This is a genomic window from Kitasatospora sp. NPDC091257, assembly GCF_044757675.1.
Classification (GTDB): Bacteria; Actinomycetota; Actinomycetes; order Streptomycetales; family Streptomycetaceae; genus Kitasatospora; species Kitasatospora lactacystinica.
In genome coordinates this window covers 1-4,005 of sequence record NZ_JBIVVI010000868.1, presented here as the reverse complement: position 1 = coordinate 4,005, position 4,005 = coordinate 1, and the positions used below count along the sequence as shown (strand labels likewise).

At 72.1% G+C, this 4,005-nt stretch carries 3 protein-coding genes; 1 reads left to right on the top strand and 2 read right to left on the bottom strand.

The genetic code is table 11. The annotated features are described in order from the left end of the window. Positions 1–35 precede the first annotated feature (35 nt). The gene (locus tag ACIQOV_RS31080; protein ID WP_380546813.1) at positions 36–683 is read right to left on the bottom strand and encodes an NUDIX domain-containing protein; all 648 of its coding nucleotides are present in this window, start codon (positions 681–683) and stop codon (positions 36–38) included. 134 nt (positions 684–817) lie between these two features. Beyond that, complete coding sequence (locus ACIQOV_RS31075) at positions 818–2,455, bottom strand: CTP synthase (RefSeq protein WP_401053969.1); 1,638 nt, start codon at positions 2,453–2,455, stop codon at positions 818–820. 754 nt (positions 2,456–3,209) lie between these two features. Between ACIQOV_RS31075 and ACIQOV_RS31070 the strand changes: the two genes are divergently transcribed. Further along, positions 3,210–4,005: trehalase-like domain-containing protein (locus tag ACIQOV_RS31070; RefSeq protein ID WP_401053970.1), on the top strand; the 796-nt coding region annotated here is incomplete at its 3' end.

Below are 4,005 nucleotides of genomic sequence, written 5' to 3'. Positions count from 1 at the left end.
CCCAACCGGCCACCCCGGAACCCGCCGGGACCGCCTCAGGCCTCGAAGGGACGGGCCGGCCAGGGCGAGTCCGCCGGGCGCAGCGCGTCCAGCCCGTCCGGGCCGGTGAGCGCGGCGTGCACCGCGAGGGTGCCGGTGACCAGGGTCGGGTTGTGCAGCTTCCCGGCCTGGATCAGCCGGATCAGTTCCGGCACCGGCACCCAGGCGACCTCGATCTCCTGCTCCTCGCCCTCGGCCGCGTAGCGCTCGCCCTCGGCCGGCGCCAGGTCGGTGGCCAGGAACATCCGCAGCGCCTCGTCGGTGCCGCCCGGGGAGGTGTAGTAGTCGGCGAGGATCCGCCAGGTGCCGGCCTTGCAGTACGCCTCCTCGTACAGCTCGCGCTGCGCGGCGCGCCACGGGTTCTCGCCGGGCACGTCGAGCAGGCCTGCCGGCAGCTCCCACAGCCGCTGGCGCACCGGGTGGCGGTACTGGCGCAGCACCAGCACCCGCTGCTCGTCGTCCAGGGCGAGCACCGAGACCGAGCCGGGGTGGGTCTGGTAGTCGCGGCGCGCCCAGCTGCCGTCGGGCATCCGGACCTCCTCGCTGCGCACCCCGGTGACCTTGCCCCGGAACGGCGTTCCGCTCTCCCGGACCTCCCACTCCTCGGCCACGTCGAAGATCCCCTGGCGGCCCTGCTCGTCCATCGCTCTCCCCTTTTCGTCAGTACGACACAATCTAACGCCGAACGGCGGCCCCGCGGGAATCGCGGGGCCGCCGTCCTGTGAACGAGCGCTGTCGACGACCGCGGCCGACGACAGCCGACCGCAACGACCGGGGACTACTCGGAGGCCGCGGTCTTGATCTCGATGGCCGCCTTGACCAGGCCCGCGAACAGCGGGTGCGGGCGGGTCGGGCGGGACTTCAGCTCCGGGTGGGCCTGGGTGGCCACCAGGTAGGGGTGCACCTCACGCGGGTACTCGACGTACTCGACCAGGTCGCCCTTGGGCGAGAGGCCGGAGAACACCAGGCCGGTCTTCTCCAGGTCCGCGCGGTAGGAGTTGTTGACCTCGTAGCGGTGGCGGTGGCGCTCCTCGACGTACTGCTCGCCGGCGTAGACCTCGCGGACGATCGAGCCCTCGGCGAGCTTGGCCGGGTACAGGCCCAGGCGCATGGTGCCGCCCAGGTCACCCTTGCCGTCGACGATGGCCAGCTGCTCGGCCATCGTGGAGATGACCGGGTGCTTGGCGGCGGCGTCGAACTCGGTGGAGTTGGCCTCCGGCAGGCCGGCCAGGTTGCGGGCCGCCTCGATGACCACGCACTGCAGGCCCAGGCACAGGCCCAGCAGCGGGACCTTGTTCTCGCGGGCGAAGGTGATCGCGCCGACCTTGCCGTTGACGCCGCGGTCGCCGAAGCCGCCGGGGATGCAGATCGCGTCGACGTCGCCGAGCTGCGCCCGGGCGCCCTCGGGGGTCTCGCAGTCGTCCGAGGTGACCCACTTGATCTCGACCCGGGCGTTGTTGGCGAAACCGCCGGCGCGCAGCGCCTCGGTCACCGACAGGTACGCGTCCGGCAGGTCGATGTACTTGCCGACCAGGGCGACCTTGACGATGTGCTGCGGCTCGTGGACGCGGCGCAGCAGGTCGTCCCAGGTGGTCCAGTCCACGTCGCGGAACGGCAGGTCCAGGCGGCGCACCACGTAGGCGTCCAGGCCCTCGCCGTGCAGCACCTTGGGGATGTCGTAGATCGACTTGGCGTCGATGGCCGCGACCACGGCCTCCTCGTCCACGTCGCACATCAGCGAGATCTTGCGCTTGATCGCCTGCGGGACCTCGCGGTCGGCGCGCAGCACGATCGCGTCGGGCTGGATGCCGATGTTGCGCAGCGCGGCGACGGAGTGCTGGGTGGGCTTGGTCTTCAGCTCGCCCGAGGGGCCGATGTACGGCAGCAGGGAGACGTGCACGAAGAACACGTTGTCCCGGCCGACCTCGTGGCGGACCTGGCGGACGGCCTCCAGGAACGGCAGCGACTCGATGTCGCCGACGGTGCCGCCGACCTCGGTGATCACCACGTCGACGTCCTCGGTCGCCATCCGGCGGATCCGGGACTTGATCTCGTTGGTGATGTGCGGGATGACCTGGACGGTGTCGCCCAGGTACTCGCCGCGGCGCTCCTTGGCGATGACGGTCGAGTACACCTGGCCGGTGGTGACGTTCGCCGAGCCGTGCAGGTTGGTGTCCAGGAACCGCTCGTAGTGGCCGATGTCCAGGTCGGTCTCGGCGCCGTCGTCGGTGACGAACACCTCACCGTGCTGGAACGGGTTCATCGTGCCCGGGTCCACGTTGAGGTACGGGTCGAGCTTCTGCATCGTCACGCGCAGGCCGCGGGCCTTGAGCAACGCGCCGAGGCTGGAGGCGGTGAGCCCCTTTCCGAGAGAAGAGGCGACACCCCCGGTGACGAAGAGGTGCTTGGTCGTCACGGCGCGGCCGTTCGCTGCCTTGCCGGAATGGGGCTGTGCCAAGAGGGGGCTCCCGTGGGTCGCGTGTCGAAGCAGACGTGGGCGGGAGGCTCGGGGTTCGCCGGGCGACGGAGGCCGGCTCGGTGCGCGGCGCTCGTTGGGTCGTCGGTTCGGCTGGTCCGGGGCGTTTGATCCCGCCGGTCCACGGGATACCAGGGTATCAGCGACCGGACCCGGACGCCGTTCCGGGCCGCGCGCGCCGCATCGGGGGCGCGCGCGGGGCGCACCACCGGCGCATCACGCGCCACATATTTCACACCGGTCGCACAACCCGCCGGACCGGGCCAGAGCGCGGTATCCGTCCGGACCATCACGGCTCATCCGGCCGGACCAGCCGGAGGTGATCCTTCCGGACCATCCTGCGCCGCGCCCTCGCGATGCACGGCATTTCCGCCGAATTGCGGCGCCACACCGGGCTGCGCCCGCGTGCTTCGCCCCTTTCGTCCGTCGTAAGCTGCTCGGACGCATCGCCGACAGCACGAGCACGCGGAGGGCGTGGGAGGGTCAGGACACTCCCGGTCCCCGATGCGCGACCGGACCTCCCCGTATTCCAGCCCATCCCCACCCACTCCAGGGGCTCGACCGAGCCCCGCGGACACTCCAGCAAGGCCTGCCACCACCCCCGGCAGGCCGGACGTCCCGGGGTGGACCTCCGGCCCCGCAGACCGCTCGCTCCCTCCGCTCGCCGATGCCCTGACCACATTGCGAACTGGAGATCCACGTGGCCGGCCGTATCGAGGACTACGCACTCATCGGGGACATGCAGACCGCTGCCCTGGTCAGCAGGGACGGGGCGGTGGACTGGCTCTGCCTTCCCCGCTTCGACTCGCCGGCCGTGTTCGCCGGCCTGCTCGGCACCGATGAACACGGCTTCTGGCGGATCGGCCCGGCCGAGGCCGTCCTGACCGAGGTCCCCGTGCCGGCCGCCGCCACGCCCCCCGCCGACGCGGGCCGGGCCCGCATCGCCGACACCGCCGACCTGCGGGTGCCCCCGCCCACCGCCGCCGCCCCCGCCGTGCCCGCCGACCGCCGCCGCTACCGGGGCGACTCGCTGGTCCTGGAGCAGGAGTGGGACACCGACGGCGGCACCGTCCGGGTGATCGACTTCATGCCGCCGCGCCCGCTGGCCGGCAAGGACGCCGTCCCCCAGGTGATCCGGATCGTCGAGGGCGTCACGGGCACCGTGCGGATGCGCTCGGCCGTGCGGATGCGTTTCTCCTACGGCCGCATCGTGCCCTGGGTGCACCGCGTCGAACAGGCCGACGGCGGCCACCGCACCGTCGCCGTCGCCGGCCCCGACTCGGTCTGGCTGGACGGCGAGGCCGAGACCTACGGCCGCGACCTCACCACCTACGCCGACTTCACCGTCACCGCCGGCGAGCGGATCGCCTTCGCCCTCACCTGGCAGGCCTCCCACCTCGACCCGCCCAGGCCCCCGGACGCCGAGGGGATGCTCGACGCCACCGCCGACTTCTGGCACGAGTGGGCCGACCAGTGCACCTACCAGGGCC